The sequence below is a fragment of the Acaryochloris sp. 'Moss Beach' genome (assembly GCF_021497025.1).
Lineage (GTDB): Bacteria > Cyanobacteriota > Cyanobacteriia > Thermosynechococcales > Thermosynechococcaceae > Acaryochloris > Acaryochloris marina_A.
The window spans coordinates 3379865-3404248 of sequence record NZ_CP071717.1; the positions used below are offsets into that span (position 1 = coordinate 3379865).

Consider the following 24384-nt stretch of genomic DNA (forward strand, 5'->3'; position numbering starts at 1 on the left):
CTGCCAGCACGAGGTTGACAGATTAAACATCAAACGCGGCTCACACTATGCCGAGTACAATGCCGGCGATTTTGCTAAGGCTGGAGGATAAAAGATATACATGAGCTGATCTCCCTGTTGGCAAGCACCTGTAATGTAGGGAGCTAGGTTTGCCGGACAAAAGGTGGGATCCGTTTGTAATTGTTCTTCACTTAGACGGGTGACCCCTTGAATTTGGGGAACCGCTAACCCCAACAGGGCATCACCATCCCCCGCCGCCTGATACTCAGAGCGAGGCACCCGCACCACAATCACACGGTATTGCCGTTGAGTGCCCGTCACATCTGGATAGCCCAATATCTGAGGCAGGTTGACCACACAGAACACCTGCTCCCGGGAATTGATTAGACCTAGGACGGGTCTGGCCATATTCGGCATAGCCGTAATCTGTTCTGCTGCCACAATCAGGGATTCATGAACATGCTCCATCGAGAGTAAGGCACCCATGCCCTTAGTCAATAAAAACCGTAAATAGGGTTGTCCCGATAGTTGGGTAGCCTGAAATAGCTGGGGTAGAAGCTCTTGCAGTCTCGCTAGAGATGTTGTCGAAGCAGTGGGTTTTTGAGTCGTCATTTATTTCATGGCCGCTCTCAGGGCACTTACCAGTTCTTGCTTGGTGCAGGGTTTGGTGACATAGGCTTCAATGCCCTGCTTGGCTGCCCACATCCGGTCCACATCCCGATCTTTAGCAGTACAGGCTACGACTGGGATATCAGCGGTTTCAGGATTCTTGCGCAGCTTACGGGCCAGGTCCAAGCCTCCCATCTCTGGCATCATCCAGTCGGTGACAATAGCATCTGGCTTGTTCTGGTTGACCTTCTCTAAGGCTTCTGCGCCATTCGTGGCCGTGACGATGGTATAACCTTCTTCTGTGAGGTATTGACAGATTAAGTCGAGTTCAGATTGCAGGTCATCAACGACTAAGATTTTGCTGCTCATGGTGTGTCCTTGAATGGCTAGGTAAGCGTAAACGAGAAAGTAATCTGGAGAAACTGGAATCCATTCGGTACAGGAGGAATAGGCTACCTAAACCCGCAACATGGGGCAGTGCCGAGACCGCTAAGCTGGCGTAAATTGAGTCAGATACTTCTCTACCATGTCCATTAGCCCTTTCTGGGTAAAAGGTTTGGTGAAGTAATCTGTGGCACCTGCTAATTTGGCCCGAGCCTTGTCAATCAGTCCGGTATTGCCCGTCACCATAATGATCGGAGTCTCATCAAACACAGCACTGCTTCTCAGCAAGCTGCATAGGCGATAGCCATTGATCTTGGGCATGGTGATGTCTAACAAAATGAGATCGGGCTTAATCCGGAAGATCACAGAGGATGCCTGGATTGGATCGTCTACCGTTGTGACCTCGTAACGAGTGTTCCCCAAACATCGCTCAATCTCACTCAAGATCGTGGGACTATCATCAATGCAAACAATTTTGAAGGTTCTATTCGCGTCCTGGGCGGCTTGAGCCGCTTGGGCGACCGAGGGTATTTTGGGAATAGCCGGAACCCGAGGTAATTGGTCAAAAGGCGGTTGTGGATTCCGCAGAAAAATCACCTGTTGCTCCACATAAGGACCAAAGAGTTGGGCGATATGTAGCTCGTCCTGTTTCAACAAAACGGATAGCTGACGGATACTAAACCCTCGACTCATCAACTGAGCGAGTTTGGTCAGGGCTTCTGGGGATAGCTTGCCACCCGCAACGGGCTTGCTAATGTGTTGGAAATCTAAAAGATAAGGGCGTTGATAGGGAGAACAAATATCCTTACAGCAACTTTGCCAGCTCTTCATTCGATGCTTGAGGAACCGGACTGTATCGACCAATTCCATCAGTGGGGTTGCCCCTAAGACCTGGGTCACCCACTCTGGAGACGTGACGCCATTCTCCCAAACCGCTTTGGCTTGCCTGAGCCATAAAAAGGTTTCTAGGGCGTCTTGGGTAATATCTTCAATAATCTGTCGAGCTTGGATCTCATTCAACATCTGTTGCTCTTGCAGCCACAACATTGAACGCTGAATCAGTCCTTGAGCTTTGATTGCTGTACTGTCCCCATCTATCTTCTGCTGAGGAGGCATCTCTTTGAGGGCATTAAAGGCGGGCTCTAATCCTTGGCGGCACAGAAAGTAGCTCAGTTGGGCAAGGGTTTGGACGGAGCAATCTACATACTGCAGCTCACCTTCCTTCAAGTAAATATGCCAAATAGATTTACCATTACTGGCTTTGAGAACACCACTAGCTTGAGAGCTTGATAACTCAGTAAGCAGCTGATACGGATCAAACTTTGTGGTTTCCATAAGCTTTTTTGAAGGGAAGAGATAGATCTATTTTTATGTCTGAAATATGAGAAATATTGACTGTCAAACAATTAATATTCTACAGCTATTTTTTTATAATTTTGTTACAAAAATAAATATTTTTCAACAAAAAACAATCTACATTAGTTTACCCAATCTTTTCTGGGACTTAGATCCGTGATTCTGCGGATATTTGCAGCGTTCATCGTCTGATCCCAATTCATTTTTCTGAGGATTCAGCAACTAAAAGAAATGTTGAGGGTTGCAATCGTCTGGATCCGCTAAACTCACAGCAGATCAATTTTGACCCGTTCTCTCTTGGCCAATCAACGTCTGTGTTTTCTTCTGACTACTGGCAAGCACGCGATCGCTTTCGCCAAGCGGCCCAATCCCTAAACTGTGTTCTCGAAACTCATCCCATCAAAGCCCTCGGTCCTCAAGGCCGATCCTTGAGTATTGATATTGCTCGGTATGGGTCTAAATCTCCCCACACCACCCTGATTCTCTCCAGTGGTTTACATGGAGTGGAAGGCTATTGCGGATCGGCAATTCAGATGGCAACCTTGACCGATTTGCTGCCCCAGCTCACCTTGCCGAAAGGGATGGCGGTGCTGTTGATTCATGCCCTCAATCCCTATGGATTTGCGTGGAATCGTCGCTGCAACGAAGACAATATTGATCTCAATCGCAATTTTTTACTACCCGGACAATCTTTTTTCTGGCAGCCCAGCGGCCTATGGTCAACTGGATTCTTTTCTGAACCCCCGTCAACCCCCGACCCCACGAGATCCTTATACTCTCAAGCTGCTGGGTTACGCGCTGCGATATGGCGTTTCATCCCTTAAGAAAACCCTGCCCGTCGGCCAGTATGACTTTCCCCAGGGCATCTTTTTTGGCGGTCAAGCCCCTGGCCAGACCCAGCAAATTTTGGTGGCTCAACTCCCCATCTGGTTGGGCCAATCCCAGCGCATCATCCATCTAGACCTACATACGGGTCTAGGACGCTGGGCGACTCCTACATTTTTAGTCAAGCCCCAAGCCTACCAGAACGATCTGCCCTGGTTTCAACAGACCTTTACGGCTGCAGAACTGCAAATCCTGGGACAACAAGGGGCTGCCTATGTTTGCCAAGGGGATATCGGTCCCTGGTGTCAGGCGTTGATGGCAGACCGTGACTACCGATTTGCCACGGTGGAGTTTGGTACCTATCCCATGCTTCCGGTTCTCAAGGCGATTCGGGCTGAGAATCAGGCCCATGGGTGGGATGAGCCGGGTTCTCCCACCTATACATGGGCCAAGTCTTTGCTGCTAGAAGCTAATGCACCTGCGAATACTGAATGGCGTCAAGCCGTTGTTGCTGCGGGCGTTGCCATTATTCACCAAGCGCTTACAGGGATAGATGGATGACATCACACCTATTAAATCTAGTTTTTATAGGTGTGATGTATTGAAGTGGGCGCAATTATACGGAGGTTTCGGCCATCGGCTGGGGTTCACATTTTTCTAAGGCAGCGATCAATTCCTTGATATTAATGGGTTTGGTGACATAGTCATCCATGCCAGCCTGCAAACATGTTTCGCGATCGCCCTGCATGGCATTGGCGGTCATGGCAATAATTCGAGGTCGCTCTGTTGGCGCCCCAGACTGGCAAATATGAGCAGTCGCTTCTAAGCCATCCATCTCAGGCATATGCACATCCATCAGAATGGCGTCATAGGGCTGGCGTTTCAGGGCCTGCAACACCTCCAATCCGTTTCCTACTACATCAGGGCGATATCCCATTTTGCCTAAAATCAAGACCGCCAGTTTCTGATTGACAGGGTTATCTTCCGCTAGCAAAAGCCTCAAGGGATGTCGAACCGCCATCTCGGTATCTAGCTGTGGTGTTGTGGATTTTTGCGGTTGGACCTCGTTGCCGGTCAAAGATTTTACCAGGGCATTATAGAGCTGGGATTGCTTCACAGGCTTGTTGAGCCAAGCTGAAAATAGTGCCTTGTGGCTGGCTAAATTCGGCGACTGACCAATCGACGTTAACATCACTAAGGGAAAGTCTTTTCCTCGATCATGACTGCGGATTTTCTGAGCCAAGGTCAGACCATCCATTTCGGGCATTTGCATATCCAAAATGGCCAGATCAAAGGGACCTGCATGTTCCAGTAGCCCTAACGCTTCGTATCCAGAGGCTGCCACTTGGGGCCGCATTTTCCAGGCTTCTGTTTGGAGGGTGAGAACCCGCCGATTCGTATCATTGTCATCCACAATCAGCACCCGTTTATCGATTAAGGTGGCCGTGGGTAAGGTTTGGATCAACTCCGTTGTGTCTTCTGTTTCGGCGGCCTGAATGGTAAAGGCAAAGGTAGACCCTTGACCTTTCTCACTTTCGACCCAAATTCGTCCCCCCATAAGTTCGCTTAACCGCTTACAGATGGCTAGTCCCAGTCCGGTCCCTCCAAATTCGCGAGTCGTAGAAGAATCCACCTGACTAAAGGATTTAAACAGGCGGTCTTGGCGTTCTAGGGGAATACCCATGCCCGTATCCCGGACGGCAAAACACAGCTCATATTTGGGTGGATCTGCCGCAACGGATTGGGCTGTAACGGTGACCACCACTTCCCCCGATGAGGTGAACTTGATGGCATTGCCCAGGAGGTTAACCAGAATCTGACGTAGGCGGGTCACATCTCCCAAAATGGCTTGGGGCACATCGGGCTGAATCACCCCTGCCAACTCAATCTTTTTAGGACCCACCCGTGAGGCCACTAGCTCCAATGCATCCTCGACACAGACGCGGAGATTAAAAGCCTGGTTTTCTAAGTCCAGTTTGCCTGCTTCAATTTTGGAGAAATCCAGAATGTCATTGATCAGCGTGAGGAGGCTATCCCCACTTTTGCGGATGGTTTCCGTAAACTCCTGCTGTTGGGTGGTTAACGTTGTATCTAGCAGCAATCCCGTCATCCCAATCACCCCATTCATGGGAGTGCGAATTTCGTGACTCATCATGGCCAGAAAATCATCTTTTGCACGGGCGGCTGCGGTGGCTGCGGCATGCTTTTCTTGGATAATGCGATCGCCTCGATACACAATGGCAAACAATACGCCGTACAGGATAGCCAATACCCCACTGGTACCCCACAAAATATTCCGCTGGGTCGTTTCCACCTGAGCCATTAAAGGCGTGACATCGGTATATAGCTCAAATACCCCTTCGATCTTGCCCTTCGGCCCAGATGGACGCAGGGGAAGATAGCTGGAGAGGAGGTTGCGATCGCTCACTCGACCCTGCATGCCCGTAAACGTATCTCGATGGTTGAGCAAAGAGCGGGCTTGGCCCTTAATCGCAATCTGAAACCCTTTGGATTGACGTTTATCTTGGCCAATTTGCTTCGTACTAGTGGAAAAAACAGTGCGGCCCTCTGTATCAAAGACCTTAATTTTCAAGATGGGTAATGCCTGGGCCCAGGTCTCGATCTCTTCCGTCAGCTTTAAAGTTTGGGGATGGGATTTCAGCTCTTTTGTACTCAAAGACTGGGTATTGCCTAAAAAAGGCCCATAGGTCTTCCATAAGGTATTGGCAAAAGACTGGGTTAGGGCAATATTCTTGGTTTCACTAACCTTCACGAGGCTTTGGATAGCGCGATCTCGGGTGTATTGATTCAGTGCCAGAATGGCCACCACAAAAGCGATGAAACTGGTGACGGAGTAGTAGCGAAGTAGCTTAAACACACAAGTACCCTGTGGAATAATGCACCATCGTCAGCACGATATCTCATCTGAGCAGCGTGCTAGTGTCCGTAGAATGCCCATCTGGTTTGAGCAATCAACGGACGACTATTCTTTACTGATCAAAATATCTGAGACCGAGGGGATGCTTTCTTCGATCAATGTAAAACTCTGATCTTTTGTAGCCCAGGCCCTAGCATTTCTCTGCAGAGAACGTCAGGATAAAGAGAAGGAACTGGTTTCCTTATTGTCATCCCCAAAGTCATAGTTACTTCCATGCCTGAATTGCTCAGTGTTCTCGATCTTCGTTTGGTTTTAGAAAGTGTAGGTGCGCTCCTGTTGGGGACCGCTACGGTCGATACGCTGCGGCAACGTCAGCGGCAGATGCAGATCTCATCTGCATCTGAGGAACAACAACGGTCTATTGCCGATGACCAAACCCGTTTGCAGGCAAAGCTACAAACCCTTGCCACAGATAACGAGACGTTAACCACGGCCCTCGATCAGGCTAAAAAGGTAGTGGAGTCTCAGGAACAGAGCGTTGCTGAGTTAGAGCAGCGGTTCAGCCAGCAGCAACAGCAGCAACAGGCTTGGACAGACGAGAAACAGGCCCAACAGACTGCCTTACAAACCGAACTCGACACTCAAAAGGCTCAATGCCAACAGCTTCAAGCTGAATTGGATCAGCGCAGGGCCATTAGTACAGAGCTGGAATCCCTCGCCGCAGCTAAAACCCAAGCCGAGGTTGATCTTCGCCAAACCCAATCCAAAATGCGGGGCTTACAGCTCCAAGTCGATACCCTGACTCAATCGCAACAGCCATTACAGGCTAAGGTGACGGCAGCAGAGCAGACTGCCAATTCCTTAACCCAAGCCAATGCCCAACTGGAACAGCAGCTCAAAAAACTGACCCAGGCGCAGCAACAAGACCAATCTCAGGCAACGCAAGCCCAAGCAACGATTCAAACCCTCGAACAGCAGCTCAGCAAACTAACCCAGGCGCGGCAGCAAGACCAATCTCAGGTGATGCAAGCCCAGGCAACGATTCAAGCCCTCGAACAGCAGCTCAGCAACCTGACCCAGACGCAACAGCAAGACCAGTCTCAGGCGACGCAAGCCCAGGCAACGATTCAAACCCTTGAACAGCAGGTTGCCATCTTGACCGCGACGCAAGAGACATTAGAAAGCCAACTGGAACTGCAGACCCAACGGGATCTTCAGCGTCAGAACTTAGCGACGGAAGTGGCAGGGCTTCAGGATCAAATCGTGGCTCTCACGACCCAAAACCAGAGCTTAGATGAGGATCGAGCCGCTGCCCATCTGGAGAAGGACAGTCTGACCCAGCACCTAGAGACCTTAACGGTCACCAATGCCCAGTTAGCCACCACCCAAACTGAAACGGTCCAGCAGCTCTCTGCTCTCACTCAAACTCATCAGAATCTGGAGCAAGCTCATGCTCAGCTCACGGCCGAGCTAGAAGGGCTGCATCATGCTCAAACGACTCTCCCGAACCTTCGCCAAGAAAAGCAAACTCTGGAGTCCCTGGTTGCAGAGCAAAAGCAAGAAATTGATGCTTTAACCAGCCGACTGACCACGGCCAAAGATCTGCAACGGCAGTTGGCAGAAGATTATGAAACGGCCCAGACCTCCTTGTCTGCCTTAGAAACCCAAGACACAGACTTCAACACTGAATTGGCCGTAGATCTCCAAGATGCCCATGCCCAAATCAAGACCCTTCAGCAAAACCTAGAGGCCCTGACCCAAAACAATCAAGATCTGCTCAACCAGGCCGCCTCCGTTCCATCTGAGCAACCTCAAGCCCTACAAGAACTAGAACAGGCCCTGCAATCAGCTCAATCTAGGGACCAACAACAACAGCAACAGTTGCAAGACCTAGTCCAAGAAAAAGAGACCCTCACCGCTACGCTGCAAGGGACTCAATCCGACATGACTGAGTTACAGCAACAGATTGAATCCTTAACCCGACAGCAGCAGGAGTTGGAGGCCAGTCTGGAGCAGACCCAAACGGCAGATTCCAGCTTGATCACCGAACTCACCACCAATCAGCAACAGCTCACCATCGAGCTGGCCGAGGCTCAAGATCTGGTGACCCACCTGCGCCAGCAAATTTTGGATCTGGAAACAACCCAAGAGGCTCAACCCACTCACACAGATATTGAAGCCCTGACTCAAACCAACCAAACCCTATCTGCAGAACTGACAGAATCACAAACGGCATTGGCGACCCTGAGGCAGCAACTACAGACTCTAGAGCAGCAACAACAAAGCCTAGAGACTGAACAAGATGAGGTCACTAAGGGCCAGTCCACAACTATCGCCACCCTAGAATCCCAGCTGCACACCCTGCAACAAGAACGGGAGGTTCTCAATCAGCAGGTTGCGGAATATCAAGACCATCTCCCGCCTTTGCAACAGCAGATTACGGATTTAGAACAACAGCGACAAACCCTAGAGTCGGCATTACAAAGTGCTGAGGCTCAAGCCCAACAGCTGGAGCGACAGCTTAATACGCTTAATCAAGGACAGAACCAAACCCAACAAGACTTACAGGACCAGCAACAACAGGTCATCACCCTCGGACAACAGGTGCAGACCCTGGAAGCGGAGAAAATTCAATTAACGTCTGCCCTCACAGCAGCTGAAGCCGCCCCGATTCCATTGCAGGAAGCCTTACAGGTTGCTCAAGCTGAACAGGCCCAACTAGAGCAACAGCTCACAACCTTGACCCAGCAAAATCAGGATTTGCAAGTCTCTTTGGAGCAGGCCTCTGATACGTCAGTTTTGGATGCGGAGTTAGCGGAGGTGCAAGCAGAGAAGATGCAATTAACTGCGGCTTTGCAAACTGCTGAAGCCGCCCCACTGCCTTTGCAAGAAGCATTACAGGTTGCCGAAGCTGAACAGGTCCGACTAGAACAACAGCTAATAGTATTAACCAAGCAAAATCAGGATCTGCAAGTTTCTTTAGGCCAAGCCGCTGATACCTCAGCTTTGGACGCAGAGTTAGCTGAAGTGCAAGCAGAATGCGATCGCATCTCCCAATCCCAACAAACAGCAGACACCACCATTCAAACCCTGACCCAAGCCAACGCTCGACTCGAAGCCGATCTGCAACAGGCTACAACCTTGACGGCAGAAGTAGACCAATTAACTCAGGCTCAGCAGGACCTGCGGGCAGAGCTATCACAAACCGAAGGGGAGAAACGGGAGTTGCAGGCAGAGCTATCGCAAACTGAAGGGGAGAAACGAGAGTTGCAGGCAGAGCTATCGCAAACTGAAGGGGAGAAACGAGAGTTGCAGGCAGAGCTATCGCAAACTGAAGGGGAGAAACGAGAGTTGCGATCGCAACTCCAAACCTTGGAACAGCAGATAGTAGATCTGCAATCTTCGACATCATCCGTGAACCGAGAACAGCAGGAGCTGAAGGCAGCACGCGATCAGCTGCAGCAAAACTACGACACTGCGACTGCCGAAATCACGACTCTACAGCAGCAAATCCAAACCTTAGAACAACAGGCTGCAGAGCTGCCCGACTTGGGTGATGCCTTACCTGAACAGATGATGGCAGCAATGAAAGAGGCGGACCAACATATCACCACCCTGGAAACCCAAGTCAAAACCCTGAAGAAAGACAAGGCAGAGCTGGAAAAAGCGATGAGAATGGCCAGGGACGTCGTCTCTCATTTTGAGCAACAAGTTGATACCCTCACCCAAGAGAAGCAACAGTTAGAACAGCAATTTCAGTCGTCTGCCCCAGCCGATTCTGCATCGGCGTCACCAGAAGTCGTACCTGAATCTCAACTGGGTCTCCCCCTCTCAGGGCAAAGTTTTGTCATCACAGGCAAGCTGGCCCAGCTTAGTTATGAACAAGTGAAAACAATCATTCAGGAAGCAGGCGGCACCATCAATACCCACCCCAGTTCTAAAACCAGCTATGTCGTCGTGGGTAAAGACCCTGGCAACAAGCTGAAAAAGGCTGAGAAATATAGCATTCCGCAATTATCAGAGCAGCAGCTAATGGAACTGTTGGGGTTAGATCTCACTACCTAATTAATCCAGTGGCTTCCGAACACTTTGTTGCAAAATTTTGCAGTCCTCAAAGAAATATAGAATTCCATTTCTCTAGAGTTAGCAAACCTGCTGAACCCTAAGTAGGTATGGGAAAATCGTATTCGGATTTTCTGGCCGATACCCTTAGGAGTTATTTTCATGACAGTGCGCACCATCACAGATCAACAAACTACAATTCGCTTTCCCGGCTACAAGCTGGATGATGCCGATGCGTGGCTCGAAACTTTAAAAGAGAATGGACGCCCTGTTCATGGAGAGTTGGCAAAACGCTAAGCTTTTTCTCAACTCTAATTCTGCCCAACGTATGTTCCATCGTTAGGCTAGAGTTCCTCTTCTGGTGCCATACCCTCGACAAGATGCGAGGGTATTTTTTATGGCATTTCTTCTGAATAAAGCGCAGATTACCTCTAAAAGCATTTCAGGCCGTGGGATTGCCAATGATCCCTATCACTGTAGAACTCTGCTTAGGATCACCTGCTAGGACTGCTGGTGGGGGTAGGATCGTGCAAACATTCGAAATGGTGCCAATGATTATTTGACATTACCCAGTAGATTAATCAGAGAAAATCGCTAGTTTTAACGAAGACGAAGATTAAGCACATTGTGAGCGTCTCAATTGGTGAATGAGGAGACGATCTCAACCGTCTTGAATATAGGAATTTTGCGGCCATTTTTTCTGATAAGTGCTAGTTGTGGCCCAATTCAGGGAATATTAGATGCGAACTTGGTTTCAGTGAATCAGCCAGCGTTTCAAACGCAGGCATAGAATCCTCTTCAATAATTTAGTCCATAAATACCCATGTTGGCGTTCATTGACTAAACAACCCATGATGCGCTTACAATTGAGCTTTTCATCAATCATCAAAAGGTTCGATTCAAATCTTTTTTTCGGCTTCAGATAATCGGTTTTTTCTGTTTCACCCACGCGATCTAATTTTCTTTTTTGAGGAGATATTTAATGGCAACCAAATGGAAACTGATTGTTCCTGGAATTATCGCGGGTGCAGTCGCGATTGGGGGAATTGCTGCATATTTTTACCTGAAAGTCATTCCTGCCCAAGAAGGAACCAGTCCAGTCGCCAGTGCAAAAATTGTGCCCGATGAAGCCTGGATGGCAGGCTATGTTGATATTACGTCTGACTCTTGGGATAAGCTGAAAGATTTTGGTACGCCAGAAGCCCAAGATATTGTGTTCGGTGGTTTCGACACGATGACTGCTGACATCAAAAAAGAGTTAGCAAAAGATAAGCTGGATTACGATAAGGACATCAAGCCTTGGCTAGGCAGCGTCATGTTTGCAGCGGTTCCTGCGAGCGAAGACCAACCCACTCCCAGTATGTTGATGGTCATTGGCATTAAAGACAAAGTAGAAGTCTTAAACTTTGCCAATAAGATGAAAGACAAGGAAGATCTAGACGTCAAAGAGACTGACCATAAAGGCGTCAAGATTTTAGAAATTGATAATTCAGGCTCTCCTAGCTTTGTGGCGATTCTCGATAATCACCTAGCCATGTCTGACAATCAAGATGTTGTCAAAAAAGCCATTGATTCATCGAAAGGTGATCCGTCCTTGGCCTCTGATGGTGAGACCCGGAAGATCCTGGAAGAAAGCATGAAGATGGACAACCCCGTTGCTCAAATCTTCATCCCCGACTACGGGAAACTGATTACGCAGGCGGCAGCGTTCAATCCCAGTAATCCGCTTCCTCCTCAGCTAAAGGATCAACTGAATCAAATTAAATCTGTGTCGGTCGGCATGGGCATTGACAATGAAGGCGTTCGGTTCCGAGCCGTGACCAAAGTCAATCCCGATTCCTTTAAATGGGAATTCAAGCCAGTTCCCGGCAAAATTATTTCCCAGTTTCCGGCCAATACCCTGTTATCAGCTAATGCAGGAGACCTGAGCAGCCAGTGGAATTACGCCCTCGAACAGTTAGAGAGCGTGCCTGAATTTAAAGAAGGCTTAGATGAAGTCCGGCAGCAGATTCGTCAAACCACCCAGCTTGATTTGGATAAAGACATTATTGGCTGGATGGATAAAGAAGTGGGCCTAGCGCTCATTCCAGGAAATCAAGGTCTCTTACAATCCGTGGGCTTTGGTGGAACCTTGATCTTCAAAACAAGCGATCGCGCCAAAGCTGAGGCAACCTTTGCCAAACTGGATGACCTAGTCAAACAAAGCAATGTCCCTGTCAACAAGAGCAAAATTGGCAATGTTGATGTGACTCAGTGGCAGTTTCCGCCGACTAAAGAAACCCTAGCCGGCCATGGCTGGATTGATGAGGAAACAGTGTTCTTCGCCATTGGTGACCCCATCATCAAGGTCATGGCTAAACCCGAAAAAACACTGGATCAGAGCGAGACATTTAAGTCCGTCACGCGAACCTTACCCGAATCGAATTCAGGTTACTTCTTCGTCAATATGGATGAAGCGAACAAAGTCATTTTGACTAATCCGGCCATTACCAGCCAAGGTCTGATTACGCCTGAAGTCGAAGCGGTTCTCAAATCCATTCGGGGCATTGGTGTTGCCAGCACCCAAATGGATAAGTCTACCTATACAGGCGATGTCCTCTTAGCACTGAAGCCCAAATCATAAGAGTCATAGTCTGATTTTGATGAGAGCTAGTCGGGTTATTCTCGACTAGCTTTTTTGTTGCTAAAAGACGAGCAGTAAAGCATTGATCATCTACTTGATCGCCTATATCGATATGTCGAGATTAATGAAGGTGCGGGTATTCAAACGTCAATTTAGTAATACGAGAACCATCCCGTATATTGCATCCTAGCCATTGATCAATAAGCATCCGTAACTCTCAACGGAACTGGGGTAAAGTCCTGAACGACTTCCTGCAACGAAATCTGTCAGGTTGGAGTAGCCAAAATTGAGGAACCAATGCCAGTCCCATACCCTCAACACTTCCTACTGGCATCTCATAAGTGTCTCTCACTCCCACTGGAGCATCAACTCAACTCTAGCTATTCAGAGGTGAGGGCAACATTATATCCATGTGGAGAATTACTCCTGACGGTTTCGGGAGTTTGTCGGGAGCTACCCTAACCGGTTAAAGAAACGATTAGAGATTACGGGCACTAGCAAACTGTACTGCTGCCCGAGACGTGCCGATATATCGCCAATGCCAAGGCTCAAAATTAACCCCTTGGGCGTTGTTACGAGGAAATGAAAGTTCAAATCCATAGTTTCTGGCATTGTTAGTTAACCAGTCATAAGCTGTCGTGCTTTCAAAGGCCACCTTGAGATCTTTTTCCGGCTGGTTGCGATCGCCAATGTCGATTGCATATCCGGTGTGATGCTCACTAAATCCAGGAGGGGCGCTGAGTTTGGCGGCTTTTTCTTCGCTTCCTAGTTTTTGTACTTGTTTATCGAACAATTCTTTTTGGTCGTTAACGGAACGAAACCCCGAAATCGGCTGAAGTGTGAGACTTGCATCAGCAGCAGCATTAACTAATTTGGTAAAGGCTGTTGCCGCTTCTTGATCCAAAGACTCACTACGACGATACGTTCCCCGCACAAAATCCCCAACATTAATCAGTCGGTTACCTGCATTTTCTGCATAGGGAAGATGACCATAGTAGTTGTTAGGTGCTGAAGTGACCGGTGCTGCTGGAGCGTTCGCTGGGGGGGGAGCGTTAGAGATGGAGGGCAAGTTCTCATACAGTGGTGATGTGGGATTGCTCGTCGGAGGGGACGATGCTTGGGGTACTTCGACAGGGGGGGGAGCTGGCGGTGGCGGTGATTGCTCTTGTGATACGGGTGGATCAGCAGGGACCAGTTGGAGGCTAGCCGCTAGCCAGACAATAACCGCTGTGGTCAAAATGCTGATCACCACAAACTGGAACTGGCCGAAAAAATTTTTGAAACCCTTTCATAAGTCTATTTGCTGCCCCATTGATAGACAGTAACCACAATAATTGAGAATAGAAGCGTTAGGGTCTAATCTCGTTGAATAAGTTGGGCCGCAATCCAGCCCCGTACCCCTGACTGAGGAAACAATACCTCATACCAGAGGTAGCCACCGCCATCCTTACGTTGACCGACAATGCGAACGCGATCGCCAGGGTAAGCCATATGTTTAGTAGAGAATTTTGTCCCCGGCCCTGTCCGAATATTTTTACTTTCCGGGCTTCCTACTATCGCCGCATTGGTGTTCGAAGGCGTGGGCGTGGGCGTTGGTTTTGGAGAGGGTTGCGCGGCTTGATCAGCTTTAACTAACTGCGCTGCAATCCACCCCTGTGCCTGGGATTCAGGGAAGTAGACGTTATGCCAGAGGAAGCCACCCTGATCGCGATCGCTCGTAACAATCGTGATCCGATCGCCTGGGTAAGCCAGATGGGTTTGAGCATAGTTTGTCCCGGGACCAGACCGAATATTTTTGGAACCAGGGTCTCCCGTAATCCGGGCATTCGTTTGATCAGCATTAGGGGGTAATGCGATCTCAACCGGAGGAGGTGGGATGGGTCGAGTCACCTGGCTTGTACTGTCATTGGTGGGATTGGACGAGGACGTACTCACGGCTGTATCGGACGTAGAACGGTCTGTCTCCACAGGGGGTGAAGGTGAATTGCGAGTCAGTAGATCCGAAACCTGACCTCGCAAGAGGACTGCACTCACCAATACAAATACCCCAATCACACTTCCTGTAAGGATGGCTTTTTGCCATTCTGGAAATCGAGCTGGGTTGACGGTGGGGGGTACGGATGGGTGTTGCGGAACAACGGCTTGAGTCGGCTCAGATACAGCTGCTTCAGAGGAAGCTGAAACAGGAGTTTCGGCGGTAGGAATGGAGGGCTGTTGGAGGGTATGAGAGACGATATCTGTGGCTTCTACACCCACTGGAGTGGTGGCTTGATTAGCGAGAATCTCTAGATTCTGGGCACTTGCGTCCTGGGCGACATCCACCACATGGGTTGCCGGGAGCACCAAATGATTCATCATGGCTACCGCACTGAGAAACCGTTCATTGGGCTGAGGGTGAATGGCCTGACTCAGGGTGGCAGAAAATTCTGAGGTGAGATTAGGCACTAAATGCTGCCAAAGAAGCATCCCCGTTTGCGGATCGGTTTCGAGTTCTTGAGGGATTTTAAGGGTGAGGAGATAGATGGCTGTGAGACCCAAGCTATATAGATCACTGCTGTAGACCGGACGTCCTGCCAGTTGCTCCATAGGCATATATCCGGGGGTTCCCACCACAATGGAGCGATTCGTTTGTCCTTGGGAATTCACTACCGTGCTCATGGTCTCTTTAACGGCCCCAAAGTCGATTAGGTTGGGTATTCCGTCCTTTTGGCGCAAGATAATGTTGTCGGGTTTAATATCTCGATGAACAATCCGCTGTTGGTGAATATAGTCGATGACCGGCAAGAGCTTGATCAAGATATCTCGCACTTCTGCCTCACTGAGGGGGCCATGCTGCATTTTCTGGGTCAGGGTTTGACCCGCCACCCACTCTTCCACCAGGTAAAACTGGCCGGCTTCTTCTAAAAAAGCGTAAAGCATCGGAATTTGGTCATGGCTTTCTCCTAAACGCTCTAGGATGGCAGCCTCCCTCTGAAATCGATCCTTCACCAATTGGTAAATCTGAGGATTATTATCAATGGGCTTCAACTGCTTGATCACGCATTGTCGGCGGGAGGGCATTTGAGTGTCTTCTGCCAAAAAGGTGGTGCCAAATCCACCATCACCAAGGACTTTAATGACCCGGTAGCGGTTATTGAGTAAGGTTGGGGTTTGAGGGGTTTGCACATTGGGAGTATTGGTGCCGGAATTCGTCATGCATCCACCTGGCTGTCGAGAAATTATATGAGGAAGCCTTCATCCCACAATAGAGGCTACCTCTAGAATGTGCAGTGATCGGCTTCGATCTGTCATGTGATTTAAAACAATGCCGAGGCGAGTCGATCAGCTATCAAAGTCAAGACTATGCAATTTTCCTATCAAACCTATCAACGATCGTTCCAGCAGCCCTTACAAACGCGTTATGGTCGGTGGTCTGTTCGTCGGGGTTTGATCGTCACTTTAGAGGATGATGCTGGCAATATCGGCCAAGGTGAAATTGCTCCCCTATCGTGGTTTGGGTCTGAGACTTGGGAACAGGCTCAGGACTATTGCCAGCAACTGCCACCCCAGTTAACAGATACTCAAATATTGTCTATTCCAGATCACTATCCGGCTTGCCAGTTTGGATTGGGTTCAGCTTGGGAAGCGTTAACTCAAAATTCAGTATCAGCCTCTGTCCAGCCTAATATCTGTGGACTATTGCCAACCGGGAGGCAAGCCTTGTCTGCAGTTTCAAAGTTATGGGAGCAGGGCTATCGAACCCTAAAGTGGAAAATTGGGGTGGAGGCTCCCGAACAAGAACAGGCAATTTTTCAGCAGTTGATTGGATCTTTGCCTCAGCAAGCCTTGCTCCGCTTAGATGCCAATGGCGGTTTAACCGATGAGTCTGCTTGTAGTTGGCTACACCTGTGTGATCAAGTTGCAGGCCAAATTACCATTGAATATCTGGAGCAACCGCTATCCCCTGAGCAATTTTCTGCCATGTTGTCCTTAAGTCAGCAGTTTCAAACCCCCTTGGCCTTAGATGAGTCGGTGGCAACGCTATCTCAGCTACACCAGTGTGTTCAACAAGGCTGGAACGGCATTTTCGTCATTAAACCTGCCATCTGTGGTTATCCTCATCGCTTGCGCCAGTTTTGCCAATCCCATCCCATTGATGCGGTGTTCTCTTCTGTATTTGAATCAGAGGTTGGGCGGCAAGCCTGTCTAAGATTAGCGGCAGAACTCTCGAATCCCCAGCGGGCCATTGGATTTGGTGTTCGTCATTGGTTGTCACCGGATGAGTAATACATCGTTCCCGGTGGATTCAGTTAAGCCTACTAATGCTCACGTGTTGGGTTCTCCCCAAGAGATATGGCAAAGGCAGGACTGGATTATTGGCCTCAATAATCAGATTTTGTTAGAGCGAATTCAGCAAAGGCAACAGGAGCTACAAGACGTTATTGAGCGGGATAGATATCCCAGAGTCCTGTTAGTCCAGTCTGATCCCCTAGAGTTCTTGGCTGGCTTGATGGCGGCTTGTTTATGTGATTGTCCTGTGTTTCTCGGGAATCCCCATTGGCAACGCTCTGAATGGCGGCAGGTGTTGCATTTGGTCAAACCCCATGTCATTTGGGACTCCTCTCAGCTGCCACAGCTGGATATCCCCGAACCAACCCCAGCTAAGCCGGAAGAAAAGGGATGGATTTTGGTTCCTACAGGGGGCTCATCGGGACAAGTTCGATTTGCGATTCATGCTTGGGCTACTCTAGCCGCTTCGGTTGAAGGCTGCCAACGTCATTTTTTTGGTGATGAATGGGGTGCCATCCATTCCTGCTGTTGGCTACCGCTGTATCACGTCAGTGGGTTGATGCAGTTTATGCGATCGCTACTCTCATACGGCAAGCTAATCCTCCTCCCTCGCCATTGTTTTTCCCCCACTCTCTCCTTAACTCCAGACGTTGCAGCTTTTCTGGATTCTCAATCTGAGCAGCCCTATCCGTATTTTCTCTCTCTCGTTCCCACCCAACTCCAACGACTTTTGCAACAGAGCGACTCTCGCATACAGTGGCTGGCTCGATTTCGCACCATTCTGGTGGGGGGAGGTCCTGCATGGCCCGCTTTACTACAGGAGGCGCGTCAGCATCATTTACGTCTGGCCTTAACCTATGGAATGACGGAAACGGCGGCTCAAGTCGCCACCTTAGATCCAGATCAATTCCTTCTAGGTGCGGCACATAATGGCCACGTTTTGCCCCACGCTCAGATTGCCATTGAGGATGAGCAACATCAGGGCGTGCTGGCCCATCAAACTGGACAGGTGGTCATTGAAAGTACCTCTCTTTGTAAGGGATATTACCCTCAACTATTTGTCTCTGATCACAAATTTTTTACGGATGATTTGGGGTATTTCAATGACCAAAGAGAGTTGCATATTGTTGGTCGTTTAAGTCGCAAGATTATCTCTGGGGGTGAGAATGTTTTTCCTGAAGAAATAGAACGGTTAATTCTGGGTACAGGCATGGTGAAAGATGCAACCATTTTTGGCCAACCCCATCCAGATTGGGGTCAAAGTATTACAGCAGTCGTGGTCCCTGCAGTAGACTCCTTTTCCCTAGCCGCATTGCAAGTTTTGCTGAAGACTCAACTCAGCCCCTTTAAACAACCTAAGCAATGGCATGTACTACCCAGACTGCCCCGCAATCCTCAAGGTAAAATCGACCAATCCCAGCTTAGAAAAGTACTTCAGGCTCATTAGTAGGAGTTAGGAGACGCAAATTCTGGCGTTAACCCATCTAATTTTATTGATATGTTTCACTCTGTTAACCCCCGCAAATAAGAGTGAACTTTAGTAAAATAACTGAGTCAGTCCTGGGGGTTAATGTTAGATTAAACCCAGGTACAAAAAGTCAAAGTTAACAAGTAACCCCAGAGCACGTCAGTACCTCCTACCTCTGTTCTGAAGAGCAACCTTCTTCCTGAGAACTTACGATTTGTGGCCATCCTTTTCTATACGAAAAAGCTGAAGACCAGAACACTTATCTAGTAAAGATATGTAAGACTTACCTCTTAGAACTGTTGCTGTTGTTAATGTCCACTTTAGTTGTTTTTTTCTTGTACACTCTATCTATTTTTTCAACTCTGAGCAAACATACATTCTCGGTTTCTATAGGATTAAGGGTTTGGTTGCAATAAGCCAAACCCTTTAGCCGTTTTAGAGGTGTTTGTCATGCTCGAATAAAGCTTGAATTAATGTGTGAGTAGCCGTTGAGTAATTTCGATAAATCCTAACCCCTCCGCTGCTTGGGTTATCGCTTGGGGATGGTGGTCAATCTGTTCCAGATAGTGAGACAAATTGGCAACGCCGACTGACAGAGGAAAAACTTGAGGGTCAAAGAGATCTTGATCATTGGGGCTATCGCCAATCGTCAAGATTTGGTCTAACTCATATTGCTCAGGCAAGTGATGCTCGAGTACGGTTAGTAGCCCTGCTTGCTTGTTCTGGTCTTGGGGTTTGATGTGGCACTGCACTGTACTATAGGTAAAATCAAATCCTTCAGTGGCGCAGAGATTCGCCATCTGATCTAAATCGACCGGATCGAAATCAGGATTATCAAAGGTCCAATCTGTGATCCTGAAAGCGTTGTCAGCTGTAGTCCGTAGATGCGGGAAATGAGTTTGAAGCAGACGAAAGGTATTGGCTAAGTGAGCCCGGTGATCTTTGAGGCCAGGAATGTCTGAAAGTACTTTCCCGGGGGTATCGGGTTGGTGAAAGAAAAGGCCGCCATTTTCTGCGATCGCACCTTGTATCGGCAAATAATGGGCGAGTCCGCTGACCCAACCCGCCGATCGACCCGTCACAATCACAACAGCAAACCCGCTATTTTGTAAGTCCCACAATGCTTGACCAAAGATAGCTGGGAATTTACCGTCTACAGTTAAGGTGCCATCCATATCGGTTGCAATCAGTTTGATGGCATTGAGCTGCTGTGCAGGAAGATCTGCAAATGGTGTGATGGAGTGGCTCATGGACAATTCGTGCAGGGCGGTCTTATTCTACAGTGCGATTAGACCGCCTTATAAATGACGGCACCATCGGACTCGCGATTCCCAACAACCAATAGTTCGGCCAAACACAGCTCTTGGACTTTGGATTTGACCGTTTCAGGACTTGTTTCGGTCGCAATTACGCAATCACTCAGGGTGGCCCCCCTCTGATCTCGACAAATCTTTAGAATTTGCACATCCAGAGGTGGACTCGTTTGCCCATAAGTACTGACATCTCTCACAATGGTGGGTTGTGTCGTGGCATCAGCTGAACTATAGAGTAGTCTCTGCTTCAGATTTTTATGGTCAACCATCTCTGGAATTAAGAAGAGATCGACCACTTGGCCAATGCCGAGAAATCCGAAGGTACAAAAGTAGAGAATGCCGCTAACGGGTTTGCCTAGGTAGAATCGGTGAATCCCACAGATGCCAAAGGTAGAGAAAAACCAAAGGAGATAGGCGGTACCATTATTAGCCATTGGGGTGTTACGACCTTTGCTGTCTCGAACACTATTCTTCAATTCTAGCTAATGAGGAATTGCAGCAGAATCGCAATCTTTACCTTTCTACAGAAAAGCAAGGGACTGGTCCCCCCTTCACAATCTCCAACGGAAGCGTAATAGATCCCTGGTCTAAGATTATTTATTCAAAACACGACGGAAATCTACCAGAAAACAGATCATTCATCTGCATAGGCTAGGGATCTATTATGCTTCCGTTGCTACTTAAGGCTACAAAGTGCATTTGGGTTTATTCTGACGGACAAGATGTGACCATTTTCTTTTGGCGAAGATACCAAGACCGATGGTCATGATGCTGCCCAAGAAAGTACTAGGCTCAGGAACAGTCACGAACTCAGGAGAACTAGAACCGTTAAACAATCCGCACAGTGAACCAGGAGAACCATCACAGACTCGTACGCCTCCGCGAAGTTGAATGTTGCTGAAGGCACCAGGACCCGTAACGTAACGCGGGCCAAATAAGCCGGTAGTGGGCCTTAAAGTACTAATTCCTTCCCTGAACCTAGTATTGCCATCGCCCAAAGGACCACCATCTAAGTCATAGACAAGACCAAATAAGTCTCCAAATCCATAAGTTGTCGGTGGCGTTAACCGATTCCCAGAAAAAGTGACCCTGAAGTCCGAAATTTCACGGAAGTCTTGAGATCCTCTGAAATACGCAATTTGACCATCGCTATCAAGGTCATCAGCGATGAAAAAACCTTCAGCATAAGCGCCTTCATCAAAACCATCTTGTCTGAAGTTATAGGTTAGGGAGGCTGCTGTTGCTGGGGATGTAAAGCTCAGAACCAAGGTGCATGAGGCATATGCACAGGCTGCTATTGTCAAAAACTTTGAGTTCTTCATGTTTAAATCTCAGATTCTCGATCATTAAAGACTCAGGAGATCAAAAAGACTAGCAATATTATAGTTAATGCTCTATTTCTACTGTAGAGATTATTTCCTCGTATTTAGGATTAAAAGAACATAGTTCGATATCTGATGGAGGTACTGCTCTCTTAAGAAGTAATAAATCCATTAGGCTTCTTTCCAGTAGGATATGCTAGCTGTTCTCCTACAAAAACTCCTAGAAGTTTTTCTGGATTTAGGTTTGATATCCCTATCACTTTTTAAGAGAGTAGTGCTGGAAAGGTCATCACAGCTGATCCATGGATATTGTCATAGCCACTTGACATAACTGTTGTCCTCCAAAACAGTATTGATGCAGCAGTTGGATGAAAGTTTCTGATTTTGTGCTGGGCATCTGTGAAACTTGAAATCTTGAAGCCTCTGCTACAAGAGTGAGAAGAATACTCAAACCAGGATACTTCGCTCATGGGTTTGGGCAGTAAGTCTAGGAGTGTATGCAGGAGCCGTTTACTCTTCTAAGCGAGTGATCAAAACTTTTAGCTCTTCAGCTAATTCTTGACTAGTAATCTTTTGCTCAGTTTCACTAGTATCATCCATAAACATATTGCCTTTGCCTGTCAATAGCCAATCGATAGATACCTGATAATAGGTATTGAGCAAAATTAGAAAATCAATATTGAGTAAATAATCACCACACTCACAGCCTGACCACTGTCTGACCGAGATAGAAAGATTTTTGGCAATTTGAACTTGGGATAACCCCAGATGAGCACGTAGCTGCTTCATTCGTCTGCCAATTTTCTGGGCTGCAATATGAATTATTAGCTGATCTTTTTTTCCCGAGTTGCTTGCGAGGCATAGCAGAGTGGCAGATTAGTTTTTATGTTATTAGAGATATTGAAAAGGACTAAAATTATAGTCATCTAATCTAAAAGGTGATAGAAAAAAAAGATAATTAGATGACAAAAGATTGTCTAAATATTTTTCAACAAACATATTTTAGACGTAATCCTCTAACGAGTTCTATGTAGGAATACGGATTCTTTTGCAATCACAGGCACTTTAAATGGAGAAAGCGTCTCCGTGAAAACACTGAATTTTTCGGAAATGGTGCATGATTATTGAGTCATATTGCCTACTGCTAGGGGTGCCACTCCGTATATTCACGGATACAATAGAAAGAACAGTTATCAAATGGCATAGGTGGTGATTGCACAGGACGCGATCATCTATGACATAGAGAAGTCTTTAGCCCCTGTTTGGGAGAACACTCTAATCTTTAGGATTTAGCAAATCATTCGCTTAGCTTTTGCGAGCGTTTATGCTATCTCAGGGCTAGAAAAAGACATACATTAAAGAAAACATTATCTAGTTGTTGTTAGACATAGCAATGGACACAATTCAATACAAGCGATCTACAAAGGGCTGTCAAACCAGACGGATAGCAGAACAGAGACATTCAAAGCTTCAGCCTTCTTTCACGACGAGGAGTAGCCTTCTGGAATCTTCTTATAAAGCCCAACTAGATTTAGCTGTCAAAGGAGTGTTGTTTGAAAGCCTATACCCTCTCAGTCGAGATGAAATTGCAGAACGAATGACGTGGTTAATGGCAGATACCAAATATGGCAAAATCAATCGGGTCTTTGCATCTCTGCAGCGCTTGATTACTAGCAAGTTGGTTGCAGCGACTCGCGTTGTTGATCAAGGAAAGGAGGTGACTAAATATCTTCTGAATCTCCCCTATGAAGAATTGCAAAAAGAGCGGGCGGCAAGGGTGAGAATTCAGCAGTTTCAGTGTAACGAATAGAAATCTTTTCTATTGGTATCGAAAGCAAGACGATACATCTTGAATAAAAAATCAAAGAGAGAGGACTGATAACCAATCCTCTCTCTTTTGTGTCACTTACAAGTAACTAAGAAGCGTATATTAATTTCGAAGTGCGCTGTTGACGGATGTAATTTACCTCAGTCTTATTCCCTCATTTTATTTTTTGAACGAATGCTGCCTTAAGAGAGGCGAAAGAAAGGAGTGAAACTTAGGATTTGGAGTCAGATTGGTAGTAAACTTTCTCTCCATGATCAGGAACGTATCGGCAATCTCTCAAGGCAATCCATAAACTCTTCCAAATGGGATCTGGAGACTTCTGATAGTACTCACCTAAGAGCGGCTTAATGGCTTTGGTTGCCGTCAGCAAATGATAGTGAGGCATGCCTAAGAAAATATGGTGGGCGACATGAGTGCCAATATTGTGATGGATGGGATTGATAAACCCATAGTCATGGTCGATGGTAGAGAGTGCACCCTTGAGAAAATACCAATTGTCATTGGGGTACCAAGGTACACTCGGGACGGTATGGTGCAACAAAGTAACGACGTCTAGCCAAACAATGAAGACAATATAGGGAACGAGATAATACTTGACTAGGAATAACCAGCCATTGGTGTAAGTGAGAACTGCTAAAAAAGCGATCATTGCTCCCCATAAGACCGTACTGGTGATGACATCCCATTTCTCGGAAGGCTTGAATAAGGGGCTACTAGGCAGGAAATGAGATCCCTTGCGTCCAGGTGACCGCTTGAATAGATAGATGGGATAGGCCAGTAGGGTCAAATAGTAACGGACAAATTTGACATCCTTCGGCATCTCTCGATATTGGGTTTCCGTGGGAGGGTACCAACTTTCATCCGTTTCGATATTGCCTGTATTGGCATGGTGGGTACGGTGACTAATGCGCCAACCATGAAAAGGCACCAAAATTGGCGTATGGCTGAGATGTCCGATCAAATCGTTCAGCCGCCTGTGTTTGGAAAAAGAACGATGACCACAGTCGTGTCCCACAACAAATAACGCCCAAAACATTGTGCCTTGAGCTAACCAAAAGATGGGCCAGAACCATAGGGCATTAATTTGATGGGCAATGGCGTATAAACCAGCGATAATACCGATATCTAAAAAGAAATATGAAAGAGATTGCCAGGCTGAAGGCTCAAAGCAATGAGGGGGAATGGCTGCCTTTACCTCTTGAAGGGTAAAGGGTAATTCTCTAGACCTAGAGACGGCGGGGCCTTTGGTTTCAACACCAGTAGAGTTTTGCACGAAAAAATACTGCTTCCTTACGCTGTAGTGACCGAGTCTCATTCTATCTCTTAACAAGTCGTAATCAAAGTTAAGCAATGACTCCCATGAAAGTTTACAAATTGAAATAGTATTAACTTCAGAACTGAATTTCCTTATATCTATCTGGGTTAACTCTTGGGGGGGGTGATCGCG

The 24384-nt window shown here is 47.6% G+C and carries 19 protein-coding genes; 8 read left to right on the forward strand and 11 right to left on the reverse strand.

The features are described 5' to 3' along the window. Nucleotides 1–45: 45 nt before the first annotated feature. From HRE53_RS15910 to HRE53_RS15920, 3 genes are all read right to left on the reverse strand, one after another. On the reverse strand, nucleotides 46–612 hold the full coding sequence (locus tag HRE53_RS15910) for a chemotaxis protein CheW (RefSeq protein WP_212664300.1): 567 nt from the start codon (nucleotides 610–612) through the stop codon (nucleotides 46–48). Then, nucleotides 613–978: a response regulator transcription factor gene (locus HRE53_RS15915; protein WP_212664301.1), complete on the reverse strand. Its 366-nt coding sequence runs from the start codon at nucleotides 976–978 to the stop codon at nucleotides 613–615. Between the two features lie 120 nt (nucleotides 979–1098). Then, nucleotides 1099–2328, reverse strand: coding sequence for a response regulator (locus HRE53_RS15920; protein WP_235107158.1), 1230 nt, complete (start codon nucleotides 2326–2328; stop codon nucleotides 1099–1101). A 335-nt stretch (nucleotides 2329–2663) separates the two neighbouring features. On the opposite strand from HRE53_RS15920, the gene HRE53_RS34405 reads away from it, so the two are divergent. Together HRE53_RS34405 and HRE53_RS34410 are read left to right on the forward strand one after the other, a co-directional pair. Then, nucleotides 2664–3173, forward strand: a complete 510-nt coding sequence (locus HRE53_RS34405; RefSeq protein ID WP_255800720.1) for a DUF2817 domain-containing protein — start codon at nucleotides 2664–2666, stop codon at nucleotides 3171–3173. Further along, complete coding sequence (locus HRE53_RS34410; protein ID WP_255801487.1) at nucleotides 3085–3735, forward strand: DUF2817 domain-containing protein; 651 nt, start codon at nucleotides 3085–3087, stop codon at nucleotides 3733–3735. The genes HRE53_RS34405 and HRE53_RS34410 overlap by 89 nt, the downstream gene beginning before the upstream one ends. A 55-nt stretch (nucleotides 3736–3790) precedes the next feature. Here the strand turns inward: HRE53_RS34410 and HRE53_RS15930 are convergent, their stop codons facing one another. Beyond that, complete coding sequence (locus tag HRE53_RS15930; RefSeq protein ID WP_235107159.1) at nucleotides 3791–6052, reverse strand: response regulator; 2262 nt, start codon at nucleotides 6050–6052, stop codon at nucleotides 3791–3793. 273 nt (nucleotides 6053–6325) lie between these two features. Here HRE53_RS15930 and HRE53_RS15935 point away from each other — a divergent pair, with 273 nt between their 5' ends. The 3 genes from HRE53_RS15935 (at nucleotide 6326) to HRE53_RS15940 (ending at nucleotide 12737) form a co-directional block, all read left to right on the forward strand. Next, entirely contained in the window at nucleotides 6326–10117 is a 3792-nt protein-coding gene (locus HRE53_RS15935; protein ID WP_235107160.1) for a BRCT domain-containing protein, read from the forward strand. 159 nt (nucleotides 10118–10276) lie between these two features. After that, nucleotides 10277–10411 carry a hypothetical protein gene (locus tag HRE53_RS34415; protein WP_255800721.1) on the forward strand — a complete coding sequence of 45 codons (135 nt, stop codon included), beginning with the start codon at nucleotides 10277–10279 and terminating at the stop codon, nucleotides 10409–10411. Nucleotides 10412–11096: 685 nt separating this feature from the next. Then, entirely contained in the window at nucleotides 11097–12737 is a 1641-nt protein-coding gene (locus HRE53_RS15940; RefSeq protein ID WP_235107161.1) for a DUF3352 domain-containing protein, read from the forward strand. 478 nt (nucleotides 12738–13215) lie between these two features. Here HRE53_RS15940 and HRE53_RS15945 read toward each other — a convergent pair whose 3' ends face one another. Together HRE53_RS15945 and HRE53_RS15950 are read right to left on the reverse strand one after the other, a co-directional pair. Then, nucleotides 13216–13974 (reverse strand): D-alanyl-D-alanine carboxypeptidase family protein, encoded by a 759-nt coding sequence (locus tag HRE53_RS15945; protein ID WP_235107162.1) that lies wholly within the window; start codon nucleotides 13972–13974, stop codon nucleotides 13216–13218. Between the two features lie 119 nt (nucleotides 13975–14093). Next, entirely contained in the window at nucleotides 14094–15932 is a 1839-nt protein-coding gene (locus HRE53_RS15950; protein ID WP_235107163.1) for a protein kinase domain-containing protein, read from the reverse strand. Between the two features lie 147 nt (nucleotides 15933–16079). On the opposite strand from HRE53_RS15950, the gene HRE53_RS15955 reads away from it, so the two are divergent. Continuing rightward, entirely contained in the window at nucleotides 16080–17003 is a 924-nt protein-coding gene (locus HRE53_RS15955; protein ID WP_235107164.1) for an o-succinylbenzoate synthase, read from the forward strand. Next, nucleotides 16996–18453: a 2-succinylbenzoate--CoA ligase gene (locus HRE53_RS15960; RefSeq protein ID WP_235107165.1), complete on the forward strand. Its 1458-nt coding sequence runs from the start codon at nucleotides 16996–16998 to the stop codon at nucleotides 18451–18453. The genes HRE53_RS15955 and HRE53_RS15960 overlap by 8 nt, the downstream gene beginning before the upstream one ends. A gap of 491 nt (nucleotides 18454–18944) precedes the next feature. Here HRE53_RS15960 and HRE53_RS15965 read toward each other — a convergent pair whose 3' ends face one another. From HRE53_RS15965 to HRE53_RS15980, 4 genes are all read right to left on the reverse strand, one after another. After that, complete coding sequence (locus HRE53_RS15965; protein WP_235107166.1) at nucleotides 18945–19724, reverse strand: HAD-IIB family hydrolase; 780 nt, start codon at nucleotides 19722–19724, stop codon at nucleotides 18945–18947. Nucleotides 19725–19762: 38 nt separating this feature from the next. Next, on the reverse strand, nucleotides 19763–20221 hold the full coding sequence (locus HRE53_RS15970) for a TM2 domain-containing protein (RefSeq protein WP_212664312.1): 459 nt from the start codon (nucleotides 20219–20221) through the stop codon (nucleotides 19763–19765). 252 nt (nucleotides 20222–20473) lie between these two features. Then, entirely contained in the window at nucleotides 20474–21109 is a 636-nt protein-coding gene (locus tag HRE53_RS15975; RefSeq protein WP_235107167.1) for a PEP-CTERM sorting domain-containing protein, read from the reverse strand. Between the two features lie 510 nt (nucleotides 21110–21619). Continuing rightward, a complete protein-coding gene (locus HRE53_RS15980; RefSeq protein ID WP_235107168.1) occupies nucleotides 21620–21898 on the reverse strand; it encodes a helix-turn-helix transcriptional regulator in 279 nt (92 codons plus the stop codon). A gap of 604 nt (nucleotides 21899–22502) precedes the next feature. On the opposite strand from HRE53_RS15980, the gene HRE53_RS15985 reads away from it, so the two are divergent. Continuing rightward, nucleotides 22503–22919, forward strand: a complete 417-nt coding sequence (locus HRE53_RS15985; RefSeq protein WP_212664315.1) for a hypothetical protein — start codon at nucleotides 22503–22505, stop codon at nucleotides 22917–22919. Between the two features lie 229 nt (nucleotides 22920–23148). On the opposite strand, the gene HRE53_RS15990 is transcribed toward HRE53_RS15985, so the two are convergent. Beyond that, entirely contained in the window at nucleotides 23149–24210 is a 1062-nt protein-coding gene (locus tag HRE53_RS15990) for a DUF3474 domain-containing protein (RefSeq protein WP_235107169.1), read from the reverse strand. Between the last annotated feature and the right edge of the window lie 174 nt (nucleotides 24211–24384).